Genomic DNA, 25,179 nt, shown 5'->3' on the forward strand with positions numbered 1-25,179 from the left:
TTTAATAACGCTTGCTGTTACACCAACCCGAGCAGCTTCAAAATAAAGTACCCAATCACCGCCACGATAATTGGCAAGATGTACAGAGGGAAAAACTGGAGGAAAATGGTATGACGCGGCAACACAATGCGTTTCTCTAACGCTTCACGCGAATGCCCTTCTGCCCCTTTCATCTGTTCCAGAATCAGTTGGTCTTCAATCCCTTCGCGAATATGGCGCACCTGTCGCGACATGCGAGCCCCCGAGGCTTGCAGTGCCATCCCCACGAAAATCAGCCAGTAAATAATCCAAAACATGATATTGCCACCGGTGAATCCCTGCCCTAATACCGGCTGCGGTGAATTGAACCAGAACACATCCAGAAAGTGAGTATTAAACTTCACCATATCGATCATCACATGCACAAAATCGAGCATCACGGCATTAAGCCCTTCTTGCTTTTGGCTATGCTGATAGAGAAAGTTAAGTATCGATACCGTGGTTGAAAGCAGCGCTGGAATAAAAACTATCCAGCCGAATATCCGTTTTGCCACCGCAACCCAACCGGCTTGTTGGTAGGTCATGCCATCCCCTTAATTTGAAATACCCGTCATACTTCAAGCCTCTTGAAATATGGCGGGTATATATGCGTAATCATCGCCTTGAATAACGGCAGTTTACGTGGCTGTTTCCCTTACCGCAATCTCAACTGATTGAATTGATTGGTCAGGTTTGCTGATACTTTAGGCTAGTTTAGTATAACTGGCTTAACCAAAAGCAGCGTGAATGTTAGAGTACCCGCAGCAAATAAAGTTATGACGCTGAACATCAGTTCAGACGGTCTTAAACCACATAGATGAGGGAATGCCTGTGAGTCGCATTGAAGCCGTAATTTTCGATATGGATGGGTTACTGATAGATTCTGAACCATTGTGGACTCAAGGAGAACACGATGTGTTTTCCTCCTTAGGCATCGACGTTGAGGCGGCAGACGTTCCTGAAACCTTAGGCCTGCGCATCGATTTAGTGGTGAAGCTGTGGTATCAGCGCACGCCGTGGCAAGGCGCAAGCCAAGAAGAAGTGACAGAGCGTATTATTCGCCGCGTCATTGAGCTGGTTCGTGAAACCAAACCTCTGTTACCCGGCGTTGAACATGCGCTAAAACTCTGCCGTCAGCAGGGAATGAAAATCGGTTTAGCCTCGGCGTCTCCACTTTATATGCTCAACGAAGTGCTAGAGATGTTTAGCATCAGCCACTATTTCGACGCCGTGGTTTCGGCCGAAGCGTTGCCGTATAGCAAGCCGCATCCTGAAGTTTATCTGAACGCCGCTCAGCAACTGGGCGTCGATCCCCTCAACTGCGTAACGCTCGAAGATTCGTTCAACGGCATGATCGCCACCAAAGCCGCCCGCATGCGCTCTATTGTTGTACCCGCGCCAGAGAATATTAACGATCCTCGCTGGGCACTGGCCGATGTGAAATTAAACAATCTTAACGAGCTCACCGTGGCGAATATTCAACCGTAGTTAATGCTCAAACCCTGCGGAGCCTGCCTTAGGCTCCGTTTTATGTATATTTATACAGCAAACAACCATCTGTTACGCTGTCACCTCTTGCTTCCTGCGAAAACTCCGATATGCTGGATAAATTACCAGTACCCTCGGCGAGTTTTATCATGACGGCGGAAGGCCATCTTATTTTTTCTGTCGCTTGTACCATTTTCGCTAAAAAAGCGGAATTGACGCCTGCGCTCGCCCATGGCGACTGGTGGCATATCATACCCGGCGCGTTACTCACCTGCTTGTGGCCAGATATCGACCACCCAAAATCGGTGCTTGGCCAGCGTCTTAAGTGGCTGTCGTCGCCCATTGCCCGCATGTTTGGCCATCGCGGTTTTACACATAGCCTGCTGGCGGTTATCGGCGGTGTTTTTCTGCTGAACTGCGAAATGCCGAGCTATATGGGAATACCCGTTGATGCCATGCACGCCATGGTGATCGGATACCTAAGCCATCTGCTTGCCGATATGCTAACCCCCGCCGGTGTTCCTTTGCTGTGGCCGATTCGCTGGCGCTTCCGTCTACCGATACTCAATTCGCAGAAAGGCAATCAGCTAGAGCGGATTTTGTGCATGTCTCTTGTCGGCTATGCCCTCTATTGGGGCGGCGATTTAATGCCTTTTTACGATTTGCTCAGATATGTAAGTCATAAATTATGACGCAAATCACACTACACTGGTTATAAACCCTTCGTTTTGACTGTTTAGCACACAAACTCGATGCAAAAATTATAATAAATTCATTTTGGATATAAGCATCACGTGTATGGTGCTGTTAGCATATATAGCATTGAGTAAGACAATCACGCTTTTACGTAGGTAGCACGTCGCCCAACGAGGCTTCGGCGTCCTTAGGGCACGTAAAAACGTATAAAAACATATATTAGAAATTGGATGGAGATTGGGATGAACCTACCGCTCGTGATTAACGTGCTGGTGTTTGTGGCGCTATTATTGCTGCTGGCACAGACACGTCGTACAAAATGGAGCTTGGCTAAAAAAGTTTTAGTCGGCTTATTTATGGGGGTCCTGTTTGGTTTAGGGCTACAGCTGGTTTACGGTTCAGACAACCCAGTCCTCAAAGATTCAATCAGCTGGTTTAATATCGTCGGTAACGGCTATGTACAGCTGCTGCAAATGATCGTGATGCCGCTGGTATTAGTGTCTATCCTGAGCGCCGTGGCTAAACTGCACAATGCGTCATCGCTGGGCAAAATCAGCTTCCTTTCTATTGGTACTCTCCTCTTCACCACGATGATCGCAGCATTGGTCGGGGTGTTAGTGACCAACCTGTTTGGCTTAACGGCAGAAGGTTTGGTTCAGGGCGTGCAAGAAACCGCGCGTCTGGCCGCCATCAATACCAACTATGCCGGTAAAGTTTCAGACCTGAGTGTTCCGCAGCTGGTGCTGTCATTTATTCCTAAAAACCCGTTTGCCGACCTGACCGGTGCAAGCCCAACGTCTATTATCAGCGTGGTTATCTTTGCAGCAATCTTGGGAACCGCGGCGCTGCAACTGCTGAAAGACGATGAAGTTAAAGGTAAACGCGTTCTTACCGCTATCGATACTCTGCAATCGCTGGTCATGAAGCTGGTTCGCCAAATCATGAAGCTAACGCCATACGGCGTACTGGCGCTGATGACCAAAGTCGTTGCGGGTTCTAATATGCACGACATCGTCAAACTGGGTAGCTTCGTGGTTGCGTCCTATCTTGGCTTGGCAATCATGTTTGTGGTACACGGTTTACTGCTGTCGTTTACCGGCATTAACCCAATAAAATTCTTCCGCAAAGTCTGGCCGGTTCTGACATTCGCCTTCACCAGCCGTTCTAGCGCCGCCAGTATTCCATTAAACGTGGAAGCACAAACCCGCCGTATTGGTGTGCCTGAATCTATCGCCAGTTTCTCAGCTTCTTTCGGTGCTACGATTGGCCAGAACGGCTGTGCAGGGCTTTATCCCGCGATGTTAGCGGTGATGGTTGCACCCACCGTCGGGATTAACCCGCTCGATCCGCTGTGGATTGCAACGCTGGTCGGTATTGTCACCGTGAGTTCCGCAGGCGTTGCTGGCGTGGGCGGTGGCGCAACCTTCGCTGCGCTAATCGTTTTACCGGCGATGGGCTTACCGGTGACGTTAGTGGCGCTGCTTATCTCCGTGGAACCGCTGATTGATATGGGACGTACCGCGTTGAACGTGAATGGTTCAATGGCGGCAGGCACCATCACCAGCCAGATCCTACGTCAAACCGATAAGAGCGTATTTGATTCTGAAGAAGAAGCCGAGCTGGCGCATCAGTAATTAAGCGAGTTTAATATACGAAAAAGGGAGCCGATGGCTCCCTTTTGATATTTATCTATCGCAATAAATTAGAACGCCATTCACTAGAACGGATAGTCGTGATAACCCAGCTGTTCAGAAATATTGCGCGCTGCGGTATGCAGCATTTTAACGTATTCGTGTTTAGCATCTTCTGAGAAGCGGATTGTTGGGAACGAAATACTCAGCCCCGCAATCACCACGCCAAAGCGATCGAAAACAGGCACCGCGATGCAGCGCAGCCCTTCTTCCTGTTCTTCAATATCTTCACCAAAACCTTGCTCTTTCACCTCATCGAGCGCCGCCAGCAACGCTTCAGGGGTAAGGATAGTTTTTTCGGTGCTACGCTTGAACTCAATCTGGCTGATAATTTCTTCTGCTTCGCTACGATCGCGCCAAGCCAACAACACTTTACCAATGGCGGTGGTGTGCAGCGGATTACGGCGACCAATGCGCGAATACATACGCAGGTTATACATTGAGTCAATTTTATGAATGTAGACGATCCCATCTTCATCCAAAGCGCCAAGGTGAATAGTTTCACGGGTTAAGCGTGAAAGCTCACGCATTTCAATATCGGCACTACGAATCAAATCGACATTTTGTAGCGCATGCGCGCCCAGTTCGAACAGTTTGAGCGTCAGCGAATATTTCTCTGACTCACTCTCCTGCGAAACATAACCAAGAGACTTCATGGTTTGTAGAAAGCGATAGACGGTGCTTTTCGACATCATGACGCGCTGGGACAGTTCGGTGATGCCGATTTCGCGCTCTTCGGTGAGCGCTTGTAAAATCCCAAACACTTTAAGTACAGAAGAGACCGAGTCGGGTTGTTTATCTATATCTGTTGACATTGTATTTCTTTACCCTATCAGATGGTTAAATCGAACCTGTGTTTCATTATAAAAGGAACAGCTACCGAAATACAGCCTGTTAAACAGGTTAATCAGGTGGTTAACCGTTTCCGCACACTAGAACCTTTGTTACAAACAAAGCCAAATGTGACGGTAGTCTCAAGTGGTAATAAAAGTTATAGTTCCGCAACTGACTAATAAACTCTTAACGATTGTTGCCGAATGAAATCAACCATAAATGATGGTGTTCCACTACCTCAACGATACGGCGCAATTTTAGCCATTGCACCGGGTATCACCGTCGCGGTACTTGATGGTGCGATTGCTAACGTCGCCCTTCCCACTATTGCCCGCGATCTTAACGCCACTGCCGCAACGTCGGTGTGGATTGTTAACGCCTACCAGCTCGCCATTACCATTTCGTTGCTGTCGCTGGCGTCCTTGGGCGATATCATCGGCTACCGCAAAATTTACCTCACCGGATTACTGGTATTTAGCGTAACGTCATTGGGTTGCGCGATGTCCGATTCACTCTGGACGCTTACCCTCGCCAGGGTGTTGCAAGGCTTTGGCGCAGCGGCGGTGATGAGCGTGAACGTCGCGCTGGTGCGTTTAATCTATCCTCAGCGTTATCTCGGACGAGGAATGGGCATTAACGCATTAATCGTTGCCGTTTCTGCGGCGGCGGGGCCATCGGTCGCGGCGGCAATTCTCTCCGTCAGCAGCTGGCCATGGTTATTTGCCGTTAACGTGCCAATTGGCATTGCCGCCTTTATTTGCGGCATGAAATTTCTGCCAGAGAATCCGCCCAAAGTGGGTAAGCCAAAATTCGATGGTTACAGCGCGTTGCTTAACGCCCTCACCTTCGGCCTACTGATTTCTGCCATTAGCGGCTTTGCTCAGCGCCAAAACAACCTTCTACTGCTGGGTGAACTGGTGGTTATGCTGATTGTGGGTACCCTTTTCGTGCGCCGTCAGCTCAACCAAGAATTTCCACTGTTGCCTGTAGATCTGCTGCGTATTCCAATCTTTTCGCTCTCAGTAGGAACATCGATATGTTCATTCAGCGCGCAGATGCTGGCATTCGTTTCGTTGCCATTTTTCCTGCAAACGGTGCTTGGCAAAACGGAAGTGATGACCGGTCTTCTGCTAACACCGTGGCCTATCGCCACTATGATAATGGCCCCGATTGCTGGGCGTTTGCTTGAGCGCTTTAACGCTGGGCTACTGGGAAGTATTGGGCTGATGCTGTTTGCCATCGGGTTGCTGTCGCTGGCGCTGCTCCCTTCAAACCCAACAGACATTGATATTATCTGGCGGATGGCGCTCTGCGGTGCTGGTTTTGGTATTTTCCAATCCCCTAACAATCACACCATGATTTCTTCTGCGCCGCGCCATCGCAGCGGCGGTGCCAGTGGCATGCTAGGCACTGCGCGTCTACTGGGGCAAACCAGCGGAGCCGCGCTGGTGGCGCTGATGTTTAACCTGTTTGGCGATCTCGGTACGCATTCATCGTTACTGCTGGGTGCCCTATTTGCCCTCTGTGCCGCGATTGTCAGCAGCCTACGCATTCGTCAACCTAAGCCAGCTGCGCAGTAAAATAGACATAAAAAAGGGAACCCATCCGGGTTCCCTACCAAAATGATAAGAATCATCGCCAAACAACACAATGGGGTGCTTTGATGCTTATCAGCTCGGTTATTACTTTACTTGATAAAACCTCTCAGTTCACCGTGGCGAACGATACCCTGCAAAAGAACATCGTCATTGATGATATCGAACAGTGACAGCGTATTACCGTCTCTTTTTTCCTGATTCTTGTTATAGCGCGTTATCTCTCCCCACTCCTCAAATGCCCTTGGGTGATGCTGCTTAATAAATGCCAAAAGCGTAATCAGCGTCACCGCGCTGGCCGGCATATTGGTTACCGATCCCTTCAGATAATTGAAAATTGTATTCCGGGGCGTATTAAGCAACATAGTCAGTTCGGTCTTATCTATGTCTAAATCGTTAAAAATTCGAGTGAATTCATTCACTAAATTTGTTCCTAATAGGTTAAAAATCTGGTTTTATTATTTTATCAAACCCTTGATGATCCTGAAAGTTTTTCATCTTAACGAATCTTATCGATACAACAACTTGCCAATATCAAGAACCTCATTACCACTCATTAAAAGCAATTATTTGTACTCAACAGGAACAAAAATCATTGTTATCTTTTTGTTGAATGCAAAATAAGTATTGATAGGATTTTTATATGCACCTAAATTTCACTCTAACAGGAACAGTATAACGCCTACTTAAACACGATACCGAACATATTAATTTTTAGGTCAATCTATCTATGAATCGCAAAATAACTTTAATTGCTGCGGCTATCGCCTGTTCCATCGTTGGATCAGCACATGCCAGTTTAAGCTTAGCTGACGCACTAGGCGGTTCATCATCAGAGGCTATCGCCTTCAGACAATGGGTGCTCGACAATCATAAGATTGATAATTCCGTCTTTGATTATTCCAAGCCATCTGAAATCACATTTGTTGACTCACCGACGACCAACATAGGAAACAGCAATCAGACTGCGCATAATCTGCTAGATAACCACAACTATGATTTACAAACTTCATGGATCCCGGAGTTTGAGTCTTATGAGGCAGAAATAGCTAAGCAAACTGTCACGCAACCCGATCAAAGTTATGCGAACAAACATACCGGCACGCCGCAATATGTCGTTAACACCGATACGTCTAAACCGGTTTATTACGGTGAAACGCACCGGCCGAATACCTCGCCAGACGTTAACTATGCGAATAAACATACCGGCACGCCGCAATACGTCGTTAACACCGATACGTCTAAACCGGTTTATTACGGCGAAACACATCGGCCGAATACCTCGCCAGACGTTAACTATGCGAATAAACATACCGGTACGCCGCAATACGTCGTTAACGCCGATACGTCTAAACCGGTTTATTACGGTGAAACACATCGGCCGAATACAACCCCAGACGTTAACTATGCGAATAAACATACCGGCACGCCGCAATACGTCGTTAACACCGATACGTCTAAACCGGTTTATTACGGCGAAACACATCGGCCAAATACATCGACGACAACGGTTGTTGGCAGGAATACAACTGCCGCCCCAATCACAACAACGACGAACACTGAGTCTGATACATCACAGGATAAACAGCTCAATAAAAAACAGCTTTTCATTCTTAACACTATGGCAGACATAGCACACTACAACGCGCAGCAGTTTAATGCTGACAATATCAACATTGCTGAAAATCATCGTCATAGTGCCGAAAACAGCGCCGCGATTAGAGCAAACTCACAGCGTTTAGACTCGGTTGAGCAGCATCAGTCATCACAAGATTCACGTATTGATGAGAACAAAAAACAAGCTTCAGCAGGTGTTAGTGCCGCCTTTGCTCAGGCCAATATTCCTCAGGTAACAGAGAACCAGACATTTGCCGTGGGCGCAGGCGTTGGCGGTTATGACGATGAGAACGCAATTGCGGTGGGTGCATCGTTTCATGCCACCTCAAATAGCGTGGTTAAACTAACTGTCTCTGATGATTCGCAAGATAACGTTGGCTACGGTGCTGGCGTGTCCGTCGGCTGGTAAACAGCCATAGGTTATAATGATAAGTATGGGGGATATCTATCACCGATAAGTGGAGAGAAATGATGAAAGCACAAAAATTATTGCTGGTTGGCATCGTCGCGGGGCTGCTAGCGGGTTGCTCATCCCCAGCCGACCGCATGGCCAAATGTGAGTCTCAAGGGATCAGCAAAGACGCTTGCTATATTGCAGAGCAAAGCAGAGAAAATGCAATCAACTCGGCGGCAGAAAAACAGGCGCTAGAAAACGCGCAGAAGCAGTATGCTCAAGCAACGCATAAACCGGTGGTTAAAACTGGCTTTGGCGTAACGGTTAAGCGCGGCGCGGATGGAATTGTCACCGTTGATGGTAAGCCTGCGGCATTAGATGAAAAAAATGCCGATGCGTCGGTGTATTCACAGGGAAATTATCAGGTGATTTTTTATACCAAGGGAAAAGTGGCGCTGATGGAGAATCGTCAGTTTAAAGGCTATTTGAAATAAGCTTAAAAGCCGGATGTGATGAAAACGGCATCCGGCTACGTATTTTTACATGATTAAGCCACAGAATCAGCTTTCATAGCGGCTTGCAATATCGCGTCACGGCTGGCTAATACGCGTTCCACCGTATCCACTACGGCCTGAGTTTGTGGATCGATCTCAATATTCACTTTATCGCCCAAACGTTTCACGCCAAGCGTGGTACGTTGCAGCGTTTCTGGGATCAAATGTACGCAAAAACGGCTCTTGGTGACTTCTCCGATGGTCAAACTAATACCGTCGATACCGATAAAACCTTTATGTAATACATACTTCATCAGCTCAGGATTCGGCATTTTGAACCAAATCTGGCGATTGTTCTCTGAGGTCAGGATTTTAACGATTTCAGCGGTACAGATGATATGGCCAGACATTAAATGCCCACCGATTTCATCATTAAACTTCGCTGCTCGCTCCAGATTTACCACGCTACCTACCGTTACATCGCCCAGATTGGTGATGCGCAGCGTTTCTTTCATCAAATCGAAGCTAACCAGGTCGCCTTCCACTTTGGTCACGGTCAAACAACAACCGTTGTGAGCAACGGACGCGCCGAGCTCAAGATCGGGCAATAACTCCTGCGGAAATTTAACGATATGAGTACGAAAATTTGATTTTTCATCAATGGACACAACGGGAGCGGTGCCCTGAACAATGCCGGTAAACATAAATGATGCCTCTGCAATAATGTCTTTTCGAAAACAATTATCTAGCAGTTTGCCGCAAACCCTAGATAAAACCAAATCCAGCCGTTAAAAAACAGCCTATAACCAACTCATCAGCTACACTTTTCATTCTCTTGTGCTGTATCTGCAGGTAGAATCGTTCACTCACTGTTTATACTCATCACGTTTGACGCCGCATCGGCGATCGGATTGCTGAGTATCGCGTTACCCTCTTTAAGACTTTCCGCGAAGAGGCGTTTACTTGTCTGTTTTCTCTCTCATTTAAAATAAAAAGGTGTATACGTGCAGAAGTATTGGATAGAAGCGCGTAGCTTATTAGCTCTGGCTATTCCCGTTATCATTGCGCAGGTTTCACAAACGGCCATGGGTTTTGTTGACACCATCATGGCAGGCGGCGTTAGCGCCACAGATATGGCGGCCGTTGCCGTTGGGACCTCCATTTGGCTACCGGCTATTCTGTTTGGCCACGGTTTGCTGCTGGCTTTAACACCGGTCATTGCTCAGCTAAACGGCGCGGGTCGGCGCGATAAAATCGAGCATCAGGTACGACAAGGCTTCTGGCTGGCGTTTGGCGTGTCGGTTTTAATCATCGTAGTGCTTTATAACTCAAAACATATCATCGATATGATGCATAACATCGATCATGATTTGTCGAGCAAAGCCATTGGCTACCTGCACGCCATTATGTGGGGTGCGCCGGGGTATTTGTTCTTCCAAGTGCTGCGTAATCAGTGCGAAGGCCTATCGAAAACCAAACCGGGGATGGTCATTGGTTTCATCGGTCTGTTGGTCAACATTCCGATTAACTACATTTTCATCTATGGGAAATTAGGTGCCCCAGCGCTGGGCGGCGTCGGCTGCGGCGTGGCCACGGGCAGCGTGTATTGGGTGATGTATTTCATCATGCGTTGGTACGTTCGCCACTCATCCAGCCTGCGCGATCTGCGCCAAAAAGGCATGGAAGCACCACAGTGGGCAACGATCCATCGCTTGATCAATATCGGTATGCCGGTTGCTTTAGCGCTGTTTTTCGAAGTCACGCTGTTTGCCGTTGTCGCTTTGCTGGTGTCACCGTTGGGTATAGTTTCCGTCGCGGGTAACCAAATTGCGCTGAACTTTAGCTCGCTGATGTTTGTACTACCGATGTCTCTTGGCGTAGCGGCAACCATTCGCGTGGGTTACCGTTTGGGCGAAGGCTCGGCGGAAAATGCAAAAGTCGCGGCACGAACCAGTATTGCCGTGGGCATGTCGATGGCGGCGTGTACCGCTATTTTCACCGTTATCTTCCGCGAGCCTATTGCCCTGCTCTACAACGATAACCCTGAAGTTATCACCATGGCATCGCACCTCATGTTGCTGGCGGCAATTTATCAGATTTCCGATTCGGTACAGGTTATCGGCAGCGGCGTACTGCGTGGTTATAAAGATACCCGTTCAATTTTCTTTATTACTTTCACGGCGTACTGGATTTTGGGGCTGCCAACCGGCTATGTGCTGGCGCTGACCGACTATATTGTTCCTGCGATGGGGCCAAGCGGCTTCTGGACAGGCTTTATCATCGGCCTAACCTCGGCCGCCATTATGATGGCGCTGCGTATTCGCTGGCTACAAAATCAGCCTGCCGCGTGGATCTTACAGCGCGCTGCGCGTTAATCTCGGTTATTCAACGGCATCCTAGATGCCGTTTTTTTCACCCAGATGCGCATATCATCAGCAATCGTGTGAATTTAAGAGGAATTTTTGGCAATCCCCCTTGCCAGCCGTGTCATGTGCCGTTAATATTCGTCCCCGTTGTCTGGCACGGCTAACGTGCTAACAAAGCAGTTCAGGATGCGTCCGTAGCTCAGTTGGTTAGAGCACCACCTTGACATGGTGGGGGTCGGTGATTCGAGTTCACTCGGACGCACCATTCTTAAGAAATTCTTCGTTGCGTCCGTAGCTCAGTTGGTTAGAGCACCACCTTGACATGGTGGGGGTCGGTGATTCGAGTTCACTCGGACGCACCATTCTTAAGAGATTCTTCGATGCGTCCGTAGCTCAGTTGGTTAGAGCACCACCTTGACATGGTGGGGGTCGGTGATTCGAGTTCACTCGGACGCACCATTCAATCTCTTAGATACGCTTTACTTCCTTTCATAAAAAATCCCACAGAAGACAGCTCCCTATACACATCTACCCTCTGCGGGATTCGTTTAGAATGCTCTCAATGTCACAGAAGAGACTGTTGCATTAACCTTTATTTTGGCATCGCCCGACGTGCTAGCCGAAATGTATATGTTAATAGCACCGGCGCTTTTTTCACTGCTGCTCAGGCTTCGTAATGCTGCCGTCATAGGTGCCATAAAGGTCGTTTTCATATTCGTCATATCCATGCTGCCAAAAAAGGTGAAGCTATTCACGCTATCTTGGCAAGAGCCCTCCGTGCTGGCTTGCTGTCCTTTGTGCAACAAACTCGGCTTATCAAGCGCGACATTGAAACTCACGCCCTGCACCGAAGACATCGGCATTATCTCAATCAAAACATAGTAGCGCTGCTGTTCGTCACCAAACAGCGCAGCTGAATTTGCCAGGGGCTTCGGCAAAACAACGCGCGCATTCACTATTTTTCCGTCGTTCAAATCAGCTTGATCAAGCGTGGCGTCTAACCGTAATTCAGGCATTGCCCGTGCTTTTCCAAGCGTGAAATGAGCGGTGCTATCCCCACTTCCCGTTTGATAGCCATAATCGAAATCGCCAACTTGGATATAGTCTCCTGCACGATTGTTCTCCACGGGCCGACCATTTTCATCGACATAAAACAGGAAAGGTTCGCTTTTCCACTTATCCAGCCCTTCTTGTGGTTCGGTAGGTAAATTGTCCCGAATTTGCTTCGCTTGCCATACTTCCCATAAGCGATCGAGATTGGCGTGATGCATAAAGAAGATCGGATCAACCGGCGATAAAAAATTCCCCATAAAGCCACCGATGTCGTTATGCACTTTATTATGTGGAAAACCTTCGAGGATCCCAAATCCATGCTGGTGACTGTTACTATGATTCGGCGCGGACTCGCTGCCAAACATCTCAAACGAAGTTGGCGCTAATGCATCTAAAATGGTATCGAGCGAAACCGCATTCTGGGTTGTACAGTCGAAATTAGGCTTGGCTCTCGTTAGGTCACGTGTTTTCCCATGCGCAAAAAACATCGCATTATCCGGCTGGCCATCCCCCTCGATACCTTTCCAAAGATCGGAAGGATAAGGATAGTCACGCAGCTGTAGCTCATGTAACTGCTGGAGGGTAAATGTCCCCCACTGAGCCTCAACGGGATTGAATAGCGCCTCACGGAACTTCGTATAGCTATCAATAAACGCCTGATTTTCTGGATTAAGCACACCGTCAAAAAACGCATCAGGCACGCGTGGTTCCGCCGTCCAGTCCCAGAACGGCATCGCGAAATCGGCATCACCGCTCAATTTACGAATGATCTTTTCAAACCATCCGACATACCCGCGATGCCAGGGTAAAAACCACCAGTTGCCATGTGGGCAATCAAGCGTATGAATTAACGTATGTCGATACCAATTCAGCGGATCTGAAGGCGGTAGCTCCAGCATTGCCTTAATCCCTTTTTGATAGCTGGCGAGCATTCGCTGCCCTTCTTTGCTGCTGAGATTTACGCGGGTATAACGCCGCTTTGTTGCTGTCGGCGTAGAGGCTGAAAACACGGATTGAAACGGAAGTGCGGTTGCTAGTGTAGTGAGCGCCGTGGCAATAATTAAGCGACGACGATTAAGACTAAAAGGTGATTCACGCTTACTCATATTAAATATCCTTAACAGTAGGATTTTGAGCAAAAAGAATAATATTCTGATTTAAAAGCGATAAAAGCCATTTGCGCAAAATAACATTGCACTCAATGGTGAAAATAAGCATAGAACATTAATAAATCGCAGCAAGTGACACGAGGTGGATAGAGACTGTCGATACTTTTCAGCGTGCGTTGTCGTTTATTGCGCAACAAGTTTTTCATCAGCGCTACATTTGCGCAGCAATCGTCGTTTTTTTGACTAATCACGTTTAGATTTAGGCAAATTCGTTGTCATTTCCGACACTAAGACCGTATAATACGAAACGTCATTTCAATTGAATGGTTTCAGCCCTTGATCTGTCGCTACGCAAATTACAACTCATATATGCTTTCGCGCTTATCAATTCTTAAACGCGGAGAACACTTTTCCGCATCCATCCCTCAGCTGTCATCTATTCTTAGTAGTGTTTCTACATCCCGATTACCGACGTTCAAATTTTTAGGCAACGTTAACCTTTTAAGCAACATCGTTTTATCGGCTTCATCTCTTGCTCACGGCAATGCCTTGAGCACTCTGTTTTTTCAATCCATCACAACTTGCAGAAATTAAACTTCATGAAAAAGACCAAAATTGTATGCACCATCGGTCCTAAGACCGAATCCGAAGAAATGCTGAACAACATGCTGACCGCAGGCATGAACGTTATGCGTCTTAACTTCTCCCACGGTGATTATGAAGAGCACGGACAGCGCATCAAAAACATTCGCGCTGTTATGGAAAAAACCGGTAAGAAAGCCGCAATCCTGCTGGACACTAAAGGTCCAGAAATCCGTACTATGAAACTGGAAGGCGGCAAAGACGCTGCGCTGACCGCTGGTCAGACTTTCACTTTCACCACTGACCAGAGCGTTATCGGCAACACCAGCCGTGTTGCTGTTACCTACCCTGGCTTCGCTGCTGACCTGAAAATCGGCAACACCGTTCTGGTTGACGATGGCTTGATCGGTATGGAAGTTATCGAAGTTTCAGAAACTGAAGTGGTATGTAAAGTTCTGAACGCGGGCGATCTGGGCGAAAACAAAGGCGTTAACCTGCCAGGCGTTTCTATCCAACTGCCAGCGCTGGCTGAAAAAGACAAACGTGACCTGGTATTCGGTTGCGAGCAAGGCGTTGATTTCGTTGCGGCTTCATTCATCCGTAAACGTTCTGACGTGATGGAAATCCGTGAGCATCTGAAAGCCCACGGCGGCGAAAACATTCAGATCATTTCTAAGATCGAAAACCAGGAAGGTCTGAACAACTTCGACGAAATTCTGGAAGCTTCTGACGGCATCATGGTTGCTCGTGGTGACCTGGGCGTTGAAATCCCAGTTGAAGAAGTTATTTTCGCTCAGAAAATGATGATCGAAAAATGTAACCGTGCACGTAAAGTTGTTATCACTGCAACTCAGATGCTCGATTCCATGATCAAAAACCCACGTCCAACCCGCGCAGAAGCAGGCGACGTAGCTAACGCCATTCTGGACGGTACTGACGCAGTTATGCTGTCTGGCGAAAGTGCTAAGGGTAAATACCCTCTTGAAGCCGTTAGCATCATGGCAACCATCTGTGAGCGTACTGACCGCGTGATGCAGAGCCGTATTGATACTCTGCACGACAGCCGTAAACTGCGCATCACCGAAGCGGTTTGCCGTGGCGCTGTAGAAACTGCTGAAAAACTGGACGCTCCACTGATCGTGGTTGCGACTGCCGGTGGTAAATCTGCGAAAGCCGTTCGTAAATACTTCCCAGATGCCATGATCCTGGCTCTGACCACTAACCCAGTCACCGCTCGCCAGCTGATCCTGAGCAAAGGCGTGGTTCCTATGCTGGTTAAAGAGATCGCTTCTACTGACGATTTCTACCGTATTGGTAAAGAAGTTGCGGTTGAAAGTGGTCTGGCTCAGAAAGGCGACATCGTGGTTATGGTTTCTGGCGCACTGGTTTCCAGCGGCACAACCAACACGGCTTCCGTGCACGTTCTGTAATAGCATTTATTCTCAATATATCAAGCGCCGGTTTCCGGCGCTTTTTTTTACATTTGTACAGCATTTTTTCCTCTTGAATTCGTATTATTAATATAATTAATTTTCAAATCAAATAAGATGAATCCAATAGAAATGACCTGTTTTCTCTCCTTTTTTTAACCTTTTGGCAAAAGAAGGCGTTTCTTTGAGCGAACGATCAAAATAAAGCGATTTAGTACGAAAAATTTATTCTCTTTAGAAAATAGTTTGTGTAACACTTGTAACGCTACATGGAGATTAACTCAATCTAGAGGGTTTTATAATGAATCGTACTAAACTGGTACTGGGCGCAGTAATCCTGGCTTCTACTATGCTGGCTGGTTGTTCAAGCAATGCTAAAATCGACCAACTGTCTACTGATGTTCAGACTCTGAACACCAAAGTTGATCAGCTGAGCAACGACGTTAACGCAATGCGCGCTGACGTTCAGACTGCTAAAGACGACGCAGCACGCGCTAACCAGCGTCTGGACAACATGGCTACTAAATACAAGAAATAATATTTCTTGAGTCATGTAATAAAGGCGCACTTCGGTGCGCCTTTTTTTATCTCTCTATTTTGCACTTTCCCACCCTTCTCCTCCTCCCCACTCACCAGCTTGCGTTTAGCCCGTTTTCTTAAGCCCAGTCCAGCCCAGAACATTCCCACAACACAGCCATAAAAAAAGGACACCTTGCGGTATCCCTTTTAACTAACGTGAGGCTGCGCTCAACGCTCGCTGAGCGTTTTTACTCAGTTGCGCTAGTCGAAGTCGCCTTAGCTTGCGTAATCTTTACTGCGTTCGTTTCAGGCTCTGATTTCACTTCCTGACCATGATTCACGATCACCGGCATACCTGAACGGCGCTTCACCGCTTCGTCAAACACCAACTTATCGGTTAACTGGCTGTCAGCAAACTTCTTCGCCGCGGGTTTTAACGCAATATGCATCGTTTGTGGATCGTCTTTCTCGGTACGTGATAGCGGCTGGTGCACTTCTACATAGCGCTTGCCATCAGGTTCAACCGACACTTTCACCGGCGCATTCACAATCTGCACGCGGGTTCCTTTCGGTACGGTCTTGAATAATGCCTCAATATCGTCAGGACGCAGGCGGATGCAACCGGAGCTGACGCGCATTCCAATGCCGAAATTAGCGTTAGTGCCGTGAATCAGATAAACCCCACCCTGTGCGGATAAACGCAGGGCGAACAGCCCCATTGGGTTTTCAGGGCCCGCAGGGACCACCGCAGGCAGCGTGATGCCCTCGGCTTTGTAATGTTTGCGGATATTCGCCGTTGGCGTCCACGTTGGGTTAGCAATCGGCTGAGAAACGCTGGTTACCATTTCTGGCGTATTTCGCCCTAACTGACCAATACCAATCGGGTAGACCACCACTTTGCTCTGTCCTTTCGGATAGTAGAACAAACGCATTTCAGCCAAATTGATGACGATACCCTCACGAGGGGCATCCGGTAGCAACATCTGAGTCGGAATCGTCAGAACGGTGCCCGGTTTCGGCAAGTAAGGATCTACGCCAGGGTTAGCTTCCAACATCCCTAGCAACCCGATTTGGAAGCGCGCGGCAACATCCTCTAGCGGTTTGCCATTATTCTGTACGGTAAAGGTAGTATTTTCACCAATCAAACGGCTGTCTGGCGGCGGCAAAGGATATTCGGTTGCATTGGCGACAGACGTCCCTGCCATCCATACCGAAAGCAACATAGTTACAAGAGGTAGTGCACGCTTCATGCTTGATTCCCAGTCTTATCAGTTATCCTTCAGGACGAAGGATAATTAATTAATTGTACAAGGCTGTAGAACTGCCCGTTTTATAAACACCAGTTATACTAACAGCCAGAAAGGAAAAGGCAATTTAAATGCCAGTAAATCAATGCGTTACTAAAATACTTTTACTATATATTTCAGTTTGTTAACGGTTCCGCTGCTAATATGCACAAAAAATTAACCACCGTGAATAAGATTGATCTGTTCTTCGCTGCACACTCGTGATGTCGACTGCACAAAAAAACCGCACCTCAGTTGCCAGCAACTATAATTAATCAAGTTGCGTGACTTCTCGCCCATCCTTCTTTCACGTCCCCAATTCGGATGAGAATATTTAGGTGGAAACATTTCGGTGGAAACATGGTGCGCTGCCTATTTTTACTCATCAGCCTGTTTTTCATTGGCACCGCGAGCCACGCAGCGCCGAGTAAAACCCTTGCGCTTCCTACCACCATCAATTCCGTCTATGGCGATTTCGATGCCATGCAGCAGCGCAGGATCATTCGCGTTTTGATCCCCTACAGCAAAACCTTCTATTTTTTGGATAACCGTGGCACCCCGCGTGGGCTGATGGTTGAACTAATGCAGCAGTTTGATAAAACGCTGAATAACGGCATCAAGCCTGATAAAAAAATCCACGTCGTCATCATCCCCACCTCACGCGATAGGCTTATTCCTGATTTATTGGCCGGAAAAGGCGATCTGATTGCCGCAAACCTCACCATTACACCAGAACGCCAGCGGCAGGTTGATTTCACTATCCCATTAGCCAGCGGCGTGCGCGAAGTGGTTGTGGCCAATAAACGCCAACCGACACTCACCACGCTAGATGATTTGGCGGGGAAAAGCGTCTTTATCAATCCGTCCACCAGCTACGTACAGAGCATTGCACAGCTTAATCAACATTTAGCTCGCAACAAGCTGGCGCCGGTTGAAGTCATCAGCGCACCGGGCAATCTAGAGCCCGAAGATATTTTAGAAATGGTGAATGCGAATCTGGCGGGTTACACCGTCGTCGACCGCTATCTCGCTTTGCTCTGGCAGAAGATCTATCCCAATCTGGTCACCTATGACCAATTTGCACTGCGAAGCGATGCCAATATTGCCTTAGCCGTGCGGAAAAACTCACCGCAGCTGCTCGCCGTTCTCAATCCATTTTGTAAAGCACACAAGTTAGGTACGTCGTTTGGCAACCAGCAGGTTTATAAATACTTGCGCAACGTTAAGTGGGTAAAAAGCGCCACGTCAGAAAAAGAGATCGACAAATTCAACCAGCTCACAACTATTTTCCAAAAGTACGGGCAGGAATACAGCGTAGACTGGCTGCTGATGGTGTCGCAGGGGTATCAAGAGTCACAGCTCGACCAGCGCAAACGTAGCCACAGCGGTGCTATTGGCATCATGCAGATACTTCCCAGCACTGGAAAAGATCTTAAGGTTGGCGATATTTCGCAGGCAGAACCGAATGTGAATGCAGGAATTAAATATATTCGGTTTATGCAAGATCGCTATTTTGCCGATCAGCCGATGGATGAGCTCAATAAAATGCTCTTCACCTTTGCAGCTTACAATGCAGGCCCTGCGAAAATAGAAAGACTGAGAAAGCAGGCCAAGCTGATGGGGCTTGATCCTAACCGCTGGTTTAATAACGTGGAGCGCGTGGCGCAATTGAAAATAGGCAATGAAACGGTGCAGTACGTCAGTAATATTTTCAAATATTACGTTGCTTATACCCTCATCAAGCAGCAGCAACAGAAGAAAGAGCAGGCCGTTCCGCCTGCTCCCAGCCAACCTAGTGCTTAATAATGTACATCGTTTGGCTATAGGCCACATCTTCAGGGTTAGTAATCGGATAACCCTTTACCCAAGGCTTAATTAAGCGGCCATTGGTATATTGATAGATAGGCGCAATCGGTGCCTGATCGGCCAAAATTTGCTCGGCCTGCGCATAATCGGCGTTACGCTTGCCCGCGTCGGTTTCCTCGCTGGCCTGTTTTAACAGTTTGTCGTATCCCGGGCTGTTAAATTTAGCGATATTGCCGCTATGGGTCGACGTCAACAGCGTCAAAAACGTCGATGCTTCATTGTAGTCTCCCACCCAAGACGCACGAACTACATCAAACTTGCCGGTGTTGCGGCTATCGATATAGGTTTTCCATTCCTGATTCGTCAGTTTGACCTGTGCACCCAACGATTTTTTCCACATTGAGGCCACCGCAATCGCAATTTTCTGGTGGTTCTCTGAGGTGTTGTACAGCAAAGTGAGTTTCAGCGGCTTATTTGGCCCATAGCCCGCTGCTTTCAGCCATGCTTTCGCCTGTTTGTTGCGTTCAGCCTGCGTCATTTTCTGAATAGCCAGCGGTACAGGCTCGAATCCGGCGGTCACATCTGGCGTTAGGTGATAGGCGGGCTTCTCGCCGGTACCTAATACTTTCTCGGCAATGATCTGTCTGTCGATGGCATACGAGAGCGCTCTGCGCACGCGAGCATCATTGAGCGGTGCTTTTTGCGTATTAAAAGCGTAGTAATAGGTGCCTAGCTGGTCCGGCGTATAGACCTGTTCGGGAATGTCCTTCATTAATTTGTGGTACATGTTTTTAGGGAAGGATTCCGTGATATCAATGTCCCCTGCCAGATAGCGTTTGGTTGCCGCAGACTCTTGATTAATCGGGATAAACGTCACTTTAGTGATGACGGTATTTTTATGATCCCAATAATACGGATTAGGTTTTAACACGATTTTTTCGTTAACTACTCGCTCCTGCATGGCGTATGCGCCGTTACCCACCAAATTCTCTGGCTTAGTCCAATCGTTACCGTATCTTTCGATGGTTTTTTGCGGTACGGGGAACAGGCTAAAATTAGCCAATAGGTTGACAAAAAACGGGACGGGTTTATTCAGCTGAACCACTAGCGTATGCGAATCGGGCGCAGCAACACCCAATTTTTGCACCGGCACTTGGCCGTTAATAATACCTTCGGCATTGGCGATACCCGCCATTTGCGCAAACCAAGCAAACGGCGACAGCGTTTTAGGATTCACCAAGCGCTGCCAGCTATAGACGAAATCATAGGCCGTAACCGGATCACCGTTCGACCACTTAGCGTTCTCGCGGAGCTTAAACACATAGCGTTTGTTATCAGTCGTTTGCCAGCTCTGCGCCACGCCCGGCGTTGGCTTGCCGTCTGCGCCCTGATTAACCAGCCCTTCAAACAAATCTCGCGCCACCTGCGCCTCGGGGAGTCCCACCACCTTTGCCGGATCTAACGACGCTGGCTCATCTTTAATATGACGCACAATCTCTTGTTTTTCAGCCAAAACGGTTCCCGCAGGAACCTGCGCGGCCTGCGCAGAAACGAACCCCGAAGCAATCAATGCGGATAATGCAGTAATACGAAAAAGATGCATAAATAGAACCCTATATATCCAAAATCATTGGCACGGCCGGCAGCATTCCCTAATCCCAGACACCAATATTCCCCACGCTCGTTTATTTTTGTCGTTGCGAACGTTTTCTGAGGTCAAAAAGTGTGCCTTAATAAGAAGGTTAACAGACGGAAATTATTCAGACTTAGACCCAAATAATTGGAGTTGCACCCAGGCAGAAAGCGAGCACAGATGCAGCTTCAAGTATGACGGCGTTATTCTACTATTACGGGAAACCTGTTGCATGGGAAATGGTGTAAAACAGATCCGCCCTCGTGCCGATCGCGGCCAAATTAGCGCGACGGCGGTTACCTACGGACATTCGTTGCTCGGCGCGCCACTACTCTATTTCCCCGCCGTTCAACCTGACCGTGATACGGGGCTGATTATTGCGGGCACCCACGGCGACGAAACTACCGCAGTCATCGCCTTGTCCTGCGCATTACGCAGTCTCCAGCCGATGCAGCAACGCCACCATGTCATTTTGGCGGTCAATCCCGATGGCTGTCAGCTAGGATTACGAGCAAATTCTGCTGGGGTGGATCTCAATCGTAATTTTCCTGCGGCTAACTGGCTGCCCGGTCATAGCGTATATCGCTGGAACAGCGCCAGCAGTGAAAGAGATGTTAGGCTATCCACCGGCGACGCCGCAGGCTCTGAACCCGAAACGCAAGCGCTCTGCCAGCTGATCCACCGCTTAAAACCGGCGTGGGTCGTTTCGTTGCATGAGCCCCTTGCCTGTGTGGAGGATCCACACCAAACGCTGCTCGGGCAGCAACTTTCCGCCGATTTTGAACTGCCTTTGGTGAGTAACGTAGGATACGAAACCCCGGGCTCTTTTGGCAGCTGGTGTGCCGACCTCAGCCTGCCCTGCATTACGCTTGAGCTACCGGCGATTTCAGCCGACCTCGCCAGCGAAAAATACCTTCCGGCACTGCTGGCGTTGATCGATTACGATCTATAACCCGCGTTTTACGCAGGCACTTTAAGCTGAATACCGCCACAGCTGAAATTCAGCGCAGGGCTTGCATCCTGCGCCAGCCATGTGGGGCCATCGAAATCCACGAATTTGGCCGCGGGCGCTAGCGGCAAAGCCGCACGAATGGCGCGCGACGTGCAAATCATGCAGCCCAGCATAATCGCCATGCCCTCTTTCTGCGCCAATGAACGCAGTGCCATAGCCTCAGTCAGACCACCGGTTTTATCCAGTTTGATGTTTATCATGTCATAGCGCCCTTTCAGCGCGGCAAAATCATCGCGGGTATGGCAGCTTTCATCCGCGCAAATCGGCAACGGATGAATGAAATGAGCTAGCGCTTCATCTTGGTTAGCAGGTAAAGGCTGCTCCAGCATCACCACGCCAACGTCGGCCAGCAGCTGACAACGCGCAGCTAATCCTTCGGCCTGCCATGACTCATTAGCATCAACAATCAACGTCATCTCGGGTACAGCGGCACGGATCGCCATCAATCGTTCAGTAATAAAATGATCGTCGAGCTTGATTTTCAGCAGCGTCGCACCTTTTTGAAACAACGAAAGCGCGGTGGAAGCCATCTGTTCCGGCGATCCAATCGACACGGTCTGCGCCATCACAATGCGTTCTGGCTGTGGCACGTTGCATTGTTCCCACAGCGTGGTGTTGGTTTGCTTACACACCAGATCCCATAGCGCACAGTCAACCGCATTACGCGCCGCGCCTGCCGGTAATCTTGCTAATAACTCACGGCGATCAAGTCCGTTCTCAATAGCGGATTTCACCGAGGCAAGCTGCGCGAGCACAGAGTCCACGCTTTCGTCATAGCGCGCATAGGGCGTACATTCCCCGACGCCAATCACGCCGTCTTGATCAATTTCAACGACGACAACGTAAGCTTCTGTTCGGCTGCCCCGAGCAATTACAAAAGGGGTATGCAGAGGCCAGACTTCTGAATAAAAACGCATTGTTTTCATGCTTATTCCTTAGCGCTAATAAAAGGCAGAATGCGGATAGCTGAAGTATTAGCCAAAAACATCATAATGTTATACCCAAAATAGTTCATGTTGCATTGAGGCAGCAAATGAGCGCATCCCGATGAGCTTACTGATGTAAGTGACCCGGGTGTGCGAATGCAGCTAACAAAAATGCAGCATGAAATATGAAGGGTATACGTAGATATTTAAAATTGTTCGTATATTCAAGGCTATCGTGTTAGCGTAAACTCTAGTTCGTGTTAACTAACTGTAATAGGAAATACCATAATGACGCAGACAGTTCATTTTCAAGGCAACCCAGTACACGTAGCCGGTAAAATCCCTCAGGCAGGCGAAAAAGCCAAACCTTTCAAACTGGTAGCCAAAGACCTTTCCGATGTTGATCTGGCAAGTCTGGCTGGTAAACGTAAAATCCTGAATATCTTCCCAAGCATTGATACCGGCGTTTGCGCAGCATCAGTGCGAAAATTCAACCAGCTGGCAAGCCAGACTGATAACGCCGTTGTGCTGTGCATTTCGGCCGACCTTCCTTTCGCTCAGTCTCGCTTCTGCGGCGCTGAAGGTCTGAACAACGTCATTACGCTGTCTACCCTGCGTGGCGGCGATTTCAAACACGATTACGGTGTAGCTATTACCGATGGTCCATTGGCCGGTCTAACCGCACGTGCCGTAGTCGTTTTAGACGGCAACGACAACGTGGTTTATAGCCAGCTGGTGAACGAAATCACCGAAGAACCAAACTACGATGCGGCATTAGCTTCTCTGAAGTAATTCTGTTGCGATATTCAGTGTAGTCACTGATAGAAACAAAAACGCGGTGCTGAATTCAGCACCGCGTTTTTTTTAGTTCTCTTCTGCGTCTGGGTGGTTTTCCACGTGACGCCGACTGCTAAGGCCATACTCACGAAGTTTATTAGCAATCGCGGTATGCGATACGCCCAAGCGTTTAGCCAGCTTACGCGTGCTTGGATAGTTGCGGTACAGACGGGTCAGCACTGAACGCTCAAAGCGTTTGCAAATATCATCCAGCGAACCATCCAGTACTTCATCGCCTAGCGCCATTTCAGCTTCAAACTCCGGCAGAACAACGTCCTGTGGACGCAGTTCATATCCCTCAAGCTGGGTTAACGCACGGTAGATCGCATTCTTTAACTGACGAACGTTGCCCGGCCAGCCGTACTGGCTGAGGAACGCATTCAACTCAGGCGCCAAACGCGGTCTTGGCATCCCTTGCTCATCGGCAAAGCGCGAGACAAACAGCTCGGTCAACGGCATGATGTCCTGCGTGCGTTCACGCAACGGTGGCAGATTTAACGTCAAGACGTTAAGGCGATAATAAAGATCCTCACGGAACAATCCACGCTGCACCAGATCGATCAGGTTTTTCTGCGTCGCACAGATAACGCGAACGTCTACGCTCACTTCGTGTTCTTCACCCACGCGGCGGAACGTACCGTCGTTGAGGAAACGTAGCAGCTTGGTTTGCATGCGCGGTGACATCTCACCAATTTCATCCAGCAACACCGAACCACCGTTGGCTTGTTCAAAGAAGCCTTTTTTGCCTTCCAGCGCATTCGGATAAGCGCCCGCAGCGTGGCCAAACAGTTCGCTTTCGGCCACGTCGTCCGGCAGTGCGGCACAGTTCAACGCCAAGAAAGGCTGTTTACCGCGTGGGCTGCGCAGATGACAGGCGCGAGCCAGCACATCTTTACCGGTACCGGTATCGCCCACAATCAGCAACGGTGCGTCTAGCATGGCGAGCTTACGTGCCTGCTCGAGTACCTGACGCATTTTCGGGCTAACACCGATAATGTGTTCGAATTCGCTATCGTCATTCACCGTGAGGTTTTGCAACTGACGCCCAATGCGAACCGCCGATTTCAACACCACGACCGCCCCTACTGGCGCAGACATTTCGCCCTGCTCTTCACCCAGATAGATTGGCGTGATATCCATCAGATAATCCTGACCGCGAATAACCACTTTTTCGGCATGCGGAGCAACGGTTTCGTTCTCCAGCCAGCGTAAAAAGTTATAGCCGCCAATCAGTCCACCTGCGGTTTGATTACAGATCTTGTCTTCCGTGGTGCCAAACAGCATCAATGCCGCTTGGTTAGCTAGCTCAACCTTCCCTTTCATATCAATAGAGAAAACGGGCTCTGGCAGCGATTCTAGCAATGCCCACATCGCACGGTGTTCACGCTCTGACGGCATGTATGGCACGGTGCGAACGTCGGTGACACCGCTGATGCGGCGGATCTCTGCCATTAACTGACGGAAGACTTCGAAGTCAAGTTCATTAAAATTCAAATAGATACGACCGATGGTATCGATCTCAATCCCGCGCAAATCAATATTACGCGCTGCCAGCAGATCCAGCAGTTCTCGGGTTAAGCCGATTCGGTCTTCACAAAAAACTTCCAGGCGCATCAGTTTTGACCTTAATCTGCATATTACGGTGTGTAAAACATACGTGTAGATACACGAGAGAAAACCAATTGCCCTACATCACGCTGACTATGATTGTGATTGTACGACAACTGAAACAGTAACTGTCAGTATAAGTTGACAGATCTTTCTATTGTTATCCAGCCAGTCATTTCTGATTT

At 48.6% G+C, this 25,179-nt stretch carries 21 protein-coding genes and 3 tRNA genes; 15 read left to right on the forward strand and 9 right to left on the reverse strand.

What is annotated here, in order from left to right:
* Positions 1–17: 17 nt before the first annotated feature.
* Positions 18–563 carry a YniB family protein gene (locus tag DSM2777_RS17025; RefSeq protein WP_046459579.1) on the reverse strand — a complete coding sequence of 182 codons (546 nt, stop codon included), beginning with the start codon at positions 561–563 and terminating at the stop codon, positions 18–20.
* Between the two features lie 280 nt (positions 564–843).
* Here DSM2777_RS17025 and hxpB point away from each other — a divergent pair, with 280 nt between their 5' ends.
* The 3 genes from hxpB (at position 844) to DSM2777_RS17040 (ending at position 3,836) form a co-directional block, all read left to right on the forward strand.
* Complete coding sequence (gene hxpB / locus DSM2777_RS17030; protein ID WP_061554644.1) at positions 844–1,506, forward strand: hexitol phosphatase HxpB; 663 nt, start codon at positions 844–846, stop codon at positions 1,504–1,506.
* Positions 1,507–1,655: 149 nt separating this feature from the next.
* Complete coding sequence (locus DSM2777_RS17035; protein WP_061554645.1) at positions 1,656–2,198, forward strand: metal-dependent hydrolase; 543 nt, start codon at positions 1,656–1,658, stop codon at positions 2,196–2,198.
* A 246-nt stretch (positions 2,199–2,444) separates the two neighbouring features.
* Positions 2,445–3,836, forward strand: coding sequence for an L-cystine transporter (locus DSM2777_RS17040; protein WP_046459582.1), 1,392 nt, complete (start codon positions 2,445–2,447; stop codon positions 3,834–3,836).
* An 83-nt stretch (positions 3,837–3,919) separates the two neighbouring features.
* Here DSM2777_RS17040 and kdgR read toward each other — a convergent pair whose 3' ends face one another.
* Positions 3,920–4,708 (reverse strand): DNA-binding transcriptional regulator KdgR, encoded by a 789-nt coding sequence (gene kdgR, locus DSM2777_RS17045; RefSeq protein WP_061554646.1) that lies wholly within the window; start codon positions 4,706–4,708, stop codon positions 3,920–3,922.
* Positions 4,709–4,930: 222 nt separating this feature from the next.
* Here kdgR and DSM2777_RS17050 point away from each other — a divergent pair, with 222 nt between their 5' ends.
* Positions 4,931–6,307 (forward strand): MFS transporter, encoded by a 1,377-nt coding sequence (locus DSM2777_RS17050; RefSeq protein ID WP_061554647.1) that lies wholly within the window; start codon positions 4,931–4,933, stop codon positions 6,305–6,307.
* 107 nt (positions 6,308–6,414) lie between these two features.
* On the opposite strand, the gene DSM2777_RS17055 is transcribed toward DSM2777_RS17050, so the two are convergent.
* The gene (locus DSM2777_RS17055; protein WP_040045030.1) at positions 6,415–6,744 is read right to left on the reverse strand and encodes a hypothetical protein; all 330 of its coding nucleotides are present in this window, start codon (positions 6,742–6,744) and stop codon (positions 6,415–6,417) included.
* A gap of 308 nt (positions 6,745–7,052) precedes the next feature.
* Here DSM2777_RS17055 and DSM2777_RS17060 point away from each other — a divergent pair, with 308 nt between their 5' ends.
* Together DSM2777_RS17060 and DSM2777_RS17065 are read left to right on the forward strand one after the other, a co-directional pair.
* On the forward strand, positions 7,053–8,348 hold the full coding sequence (locus DSM2777_RS17060) for a YadA C-terminal domain-containing protein (protein ID WP_061554648.1): 1,296 nt from the start codon (positions 7,053–7,055) through the stop codon (positions 8,346–8,348).
* A 62-nt stretch (positions 8,349–8,410) separates the two neighbouring features.
* Positions 8,411–8,827 (forward strand): hypothetical protein, encoded by a 417-nt coding sequence (locus DSM2777_RS17065; protein WP_061554649.1) that lies wholly within the window; start codon positions 8,411–8,413, stop codon positions 8,825–8,827.
* 53 nt (positions 8,828–8,880) lie between these two features.
* Here DSM2777_RS17065 and DSM2777_RS17070 read toward each other — a convergent pair whose 3' ends face one another.
* Entirely contained in the window at positions 8,881–9,531 is a 651-nt protein-coding gene (locus DSM2777_RS17070) for a riboflavin synthase (RefSeq protein ID WP_061554650.1), read from the reverse strand.
* A gap of 300 nt (positions 9,532–9,831) precedes the next feature.
* On the opposite strand from DSM2777_RS17070, the gene DSM2777_RS17075 reads away from it, so the two are divergent.
* The 4 genes from DSM2777_RS17075 to DSM2777_RS17090 all read left to right on the forward strand — a co-directional run bounded on the left by DSM2777_RS17075 (position 9,832) and on the right by DSM2777_RS17090 (position 11,652).
* Complete coding sequence (locus tag DSM2777_RS17075; RefSeq protein WP_061554651.1) at positions 9,832–11,202, forward strand: MATE family efflux transporter; 1,371 nt, start codon at positions 9,832–9,834, stop codon at positions 11,200–11,202.
* 179 nt (positions 11,203–11,381) lie between these two features.
* Positions 11,382–11,458, forward strand: a tRNA-Val gene (locus tag DSM2777_RS17080).
* A 20-nt stretch (positions 11,459–11,478) separates the two neighbouring features.
* Positions 11,479–11,555 (forward strand) — tRNA-Val (locus tag DSM2777_RS17085).
* 20 nt (positions 11,556–11,575) lie between these two features.
* Positions 11,576–11,652: transfer RNA gene (locus DSM2777_RS17090), tRNA-Val, on the forward strand.
* A gap of 89 nt (positions 11,653–11,741) precedes the next feature.
* On the opposite strand, the gene DSM2777_RS17095 is transcribed toward DSM2777_RS17090, so the two are convergent.
* A complete protein-coding gene (locus tag DSM2777_RS17095; RefSeq protein ID WP_061554652.1) occupies positions 11,742–13,352 on the reverse strand; it encodes a tyrosinase family protein in 1,611 nt (536 codons plus the stop codon).
* A gap of 602 nt (positions 13,353–13,954) precedes the next feature.
* Between DSM2777_RS17095 and pykF the strand changes: the two genes are divergently transcribed.
* Together pykF and DSM2777_RS17105 are read left to right on the forward strand one after the other, a co-directional pair.
* Positions 13,955–15,367, forward strand: coding sequence for a pyruvate kinase PykF (pykF, locus tag DSM2777_RS17100; RefSeq protein ID WP_025801234.1), 1,413 nt, complete (start codon positions 13,955–13,957; stop codon positions 15,365–15,367).
* A 301-nt stretch (positions 15,368–15,668) separates the two neighbouring features.
* Entirely contained in the window at positions 15,669–15,905 is a 237-nt protein-coding gene (locus tag DSM2777_RS17105; RefSeq protein ID WP_025801233.1) for a major outer membrane lipoprotein, read from the forward strand.
* A 229-nt stretch (positions 15,906–16,134) separates the two neighbouring features.
* On the opposite strand, the gene DSM2777_RS17110 is transcribed toward DSM2777_RS17105, so the two are convergent.
* The gene (locus tag DSM2777_RS17110) at positions 16,135–17,136 is read right to left on the reverse strand and encodes a L,D-transpeptidase family protein (protein WP_061554653.1); all 1,002 of its coding nucleotides are present in this window, start codon (positions 17,134–17,136) and stop codon (positions 16,135–16,137) included.
* A gap of 396 nt (positions 17,137–17,532) precedes the next feature.
* Here DSM2777_RS17110 and DSM2777_RS17115 point away from each other — a divergent pair, with 396 nt between their 5' ends.
* A complete protein-coding gene (locus tag DSM2777_RS17115; protein ID WP_061554654.1) occupies positions 17,533–18,975 on the forward strand; it encodes an MltF family protein in 1,443 nt (480 codons plus the stop codon).
* Here the strand turns inward: DSM2777_RS17115 and DSM2777_RS17120 are convergent.
* On the reverse strand, positions 18,965–20,581 hold the full coding sequence (locus tag DSM2777_RS17120; RefSeq protein ID WP_061554655.1) for a peptide ABC transporter substrate-binding protein: 1,617 nt from the start codon (positions 20,579–20,581) through the stop codon (positions 18,965–18,967). The genes DSM2777_RS17115 and DSM2777_RS17120 overlap by 11 nt on opposite strands.
* 262 nt (positions 20,582–20,843) lie before the next feature.
* Between DSM2777_RS17120 and mpaA the strand changes: the two genes are divergently transcribed.
* Positions 20,844–21,563 (forward strand): murein tripeptide amidase MpaA, encoded by a 720-nt coding sequence (gene mpaA / locus DSM2777_RS17125; protein WP_040045037.1) that lies wholly within the window; start codon positions 20,844–20,846, stop codon positions 21,561–21,563.
* An 8-nt stretch (positions 21,564–21,571) separates the two neighbouring features.
* On the opposite strand, the gene ycjG is transcribed toward mpaA, so the two are convergent.
* Positions 21,572–22,549, reverse strand: a complete 978-nt coding sequence (gene ycjG, locus DSM2777_RS17130) for an L-Ala-D/L-Glu epimerase (protein ID WP_061554656.1) — start codon at positions 22,547–22,549, stop codon at positions 21,572–21,574.
* A 288-nt stretch (positions 22,550–22,837) separates the two neighbouring features.
* Here ycjG and tpx point away from each other — a divergent pair, with 288 nt between their 5' ends.
* Positions 22,838–23,341, forward strand: coding sequence for a thiol peroxidase (gene tpx, locus DSM2777_RS17135; protein WP_040045039.1), 504 nt, complete (start codon positions 22,838–22,840; stop codon positions 23,339–23,341).
* A gap of 72 nt (positions 23,342–23,413) precedes the next feature.
* Here tpx and tyrR read toward each other — a convergent pair whose 3' ends face one another.
* Positions 23,414–25,000 carry a transcriptional regulator TyrR gene (gene tyrR, locus DSM2777_RS17140; RefSeq protein WP_061554657.1) on the reverse strand — a complete coding sequence of 529 codons (1,587 nt, stop codon included), beginning with the start codon at positions 24,998–25,000 and terminating at the stop codon, positions 23,414–23,416.
* Between the last annotated feature and the right edge of the window lie 179 nt (positions 25,001–25,179).

This window comes from Obesumbacterium proteus (assembly GCF_001586165.1).
GTDB classification, from domain to species: domain Bacteria; phylum Pseudomonadota; class Gammaproteobacteria; order Enterobacterales; family Enterobacteriaceae; genus Hafnia; species Hafnia protea.